3 protein-coding genes are annotated in these 2,489 nt (G+C 39.1%); all 3 read right to left on the bottom strand.

The features are described from left to right. Nucleotides 1–8: 8 nt before the first annotated feature. Nucleotides 9–1,520, bottom strand: a complete 1,512-nt coding sequence (tnpC, locus tag BM377_RS15990; protein WP_177223932.1) for an IS66 family transposase — start codon at nt 1,518–1,520, stop codon at nt 9–11. 109 nt (nt 1,521–1,629) lie between these two features. Next, entirely contained in the window at nt 1,630–1,989 is a 360-nt protein-coding gene (tnpB, locus tag BM377_RS15985) for an IS66 family insertion sequence element accessory protein TnpB (protein ID WP_092250977.1), read from the bottom strand. Continuing rightward, the gene (locus BM377_RS15980; protein ID WP_092250975.1) at nt 1,983–2,321 is read right to left on the bottom strand and encodes a hypothetical protein; all 339 of its coding nucleotides are present in this window, start codon (nt 2,319–2,321) and stop codon (nt 1,983–1,985) included. Before BM377_RS15980 ends, tnpB begins: the two co-directional genes overlap by 7 nt. Between the last annotated feature and the right edge of the window lie 168 nt (nt 2,322–2,489).

The following is a 2,489-nucleotide window of genomic DNA, read 5'->3' as shown; positions in this document are numbered from 1 at the left end:
TAGGAGCATTATGCGCACCTTTTTTGAGAAGGTATGCTAATTGTCTGGCTTTCAAGAAAAAGGTGCGGATAAGTAATTCCTTCGGATAATGCAAGGTTATTATCAAGTTCAAGGCGTCCATCTTCAAAGACTCTCCTCACTTTCTCCTCTTCATCAATTGCATATTTTAATGCTCTTCCGTAGTGCGTTTGATGTAGCGCTTCATCATATTCCGATTTTACCCACACAAAGAAATCGTCGATAAGGTCATAAAGACTCTTTCCGCGCTTATCAGATGAAAGATCTGTATCTCCATGTATTCTTTTTTCTTTTCGCTTTTGGGGAGAAAGATTATTTAAACTGTTATCTTTATTAAAGATGGCAGCTAATCTATCTACAGCTTCCTGAGCTCCGGTTCCGGGTCTATCTTCGGGTGCTAAGAGCTTAAGGGCATCTGCAAACTTACGTCTTACATGTACAAGGCATGCAACAGGCTTTACATCCATTGCCGGTTTATCGCCCCTTGGCTTAGTTATCGCATCATACACTTTATAGCCGTCGCACATTATATACCCGGAGTAGCCTTTTAATACGGCCTCAGCATCTATGCGAGCTCTTCCTTCCGTGTATCTGTAAAGAGAGATATTTTTATCTTTAAGGTATTCACCTGAAGTTAGAACCCATACACGAGATTTTATGTGTGCCGGACGATCCGGTTCACACAAAACCTCAACTTCAGTCTCATCACAATGGATTACGTGCTCATCAAACAAAATCTTTTTCATACGTTCTGTTATGAGCTTGAAGTAATCGTTTGCAACTGCAATAGACCAATTACACAGATTGTTTCTTGTTATTTTTATCCCGTAATGCTTATAGCTTCGTTCCTGTCTGTAAAAAGGCAATGCATCCATGTACTTCTTGGTGATAGCATCAGCCATGAGTGAAGGACTCACAAGGCTCTTTTCTATTATGGGAGTTCTTGCCCTGGGGGCAGTTACTATAGTTGTATCTCCATTTTTTTCACAGTTTCTGCAAGCATAAACATATGTTACATATTTATGTGAAACAACTTTTGCAGGGATTACATCTATTTCTGTATGAACCTTCTTTTTCATTACATGAAGAGGTGCACCGCATGTTGGACAAAGCTGATCAGCAAGTGGTATCTCATATTCATCTGTAATAACAGTCAGGTTCTTGATATCCTTCTTTCTCTTTCTGTGTTTGCGCTTACCTTCATCAGAGTCCTGCTCGATAGGCAGATCTTCTGCCTTAGGCTCAGTGTTTATCATCTCCCTGAAAGTTTCCGCTTCGTTGAACATTGGAAAAACATCCGAGAGATTCATCTGTCCTGCAAGATTTTTTTCTGTAGAACGTCCAAACTGTCTCTCTTTAGAGAGTCTGTATTGTTCTTCGTACCAGTTGAGCTTTGCTTTTGTTTCTGCAAGCTGCTGAGAGAGTATCCTATTCTGTTTTTCAAGTTCTTCGCGACTTACTACATTTATGCTATTAAGTGCGTTGTTCTGCGAATTAGTCATACCGTAATTATACGAAAAAATATGCGCTTTTTCTATTCGCAACACAAACGAAAAAAGCCCTGGAAAGCGCATATTTTCGGCACTTTTTCGGGGCTTTTTGCTTGACATTTTATGTTATTTTTCTTCCTAAAAATTCCTTATGAGCATCCGGTTCATCCAGCCTAAGGCCATCGAGAATCCATGATAATTGTTGCTCTGTAACTGCAATTGATTGACCGTTTCCGGCTTTGTTAGGCCAATTAAAACGCTCGCTTTCCAATCTTTTGTAATAGAGCCAGTATCCGTTCTTATCCCAGAACAAGATCTTAAGTTTGTTTTTCTGCCTGTTGCAAAATACAAAGAACGCAGGTTCAAAGGGATCAAGTTTCAAGCGGAACTTTATGAGAAGAAGCAGTCCGTCGATGTTATTTCTCATATCAGTAGGACCGCATGCAAGATATACTTTGGCAGAGGGAGATAATCTCAACATAATTCACCTACCACGGAAAGGACATTTCTTAAAAGAGTTACTGATGTTTTGTTTTCTACAGTTATGTTGTATTTCCCTACTGAAATGATCACACTCCCTGTGTCAGAAAGTTCTTCATGTATTTGAACTTGTTCAGAAGGTAAGATTGTTACCGGTACGATTTCCGGATATACAGTTTTATCATTTTTTTCTTTTGGCTTTTGTTCAAACTTTGCAAACTGCTTGTAGACAGTAGTTGGATGAACTCCAAGCATTTTTGAAAACTCCACTTTTGTAACACCGGATTCAAGATAATCCTGATGCAGCTTTTTCCAGTCATTATGTGCTCTCATAGTCATTCCTCCATAGAAATGATTATGATAAAATTGGAGTATGATTACAATGTGTCGTTTATGAGACGCTTACGTTCTTGCTGAACTGCACCATTTCCATTTTTAAAGACAATATGGTGGGCATGAGGATTAAACATATCTTCAGGTGGTGGTCCCTCCATATTCTTA

The sequence above is a fragment of the Butyrivibrio sp. INlla21 genome (assembly GCF_900116875.1).
GTDB lineage: Bacteria > Bacillota > Clostridia > Lachnospirales > Lachnospiraceae > Butyrivibrio.
This window is presented reverse-complemented; position numbering and strand designations above follow the sequence as displayed.

Coding starts and splice junctions, on each gene's coding strand:
- tnpC (WP_177223932.1), bottom strand. CDS start 1,520: ATGACTAATTCGCAGAACAACGCACTTAATAGCATAAATGTAGTAAGT.
- tnpB (WP_092250977.1), bottom strand. CDS start 1,989: ATGTTGAGATTATCTCCCTCTGCCAAAGTATATCTTGCATGCGGTCCT.
- BM377_RS15980 (WP_092250975.1), bottom strand. CDS start 2,321: ATGAGAGCACATAATGACTGGAAAAAGCTGCATCAGGATTATCTTGAA.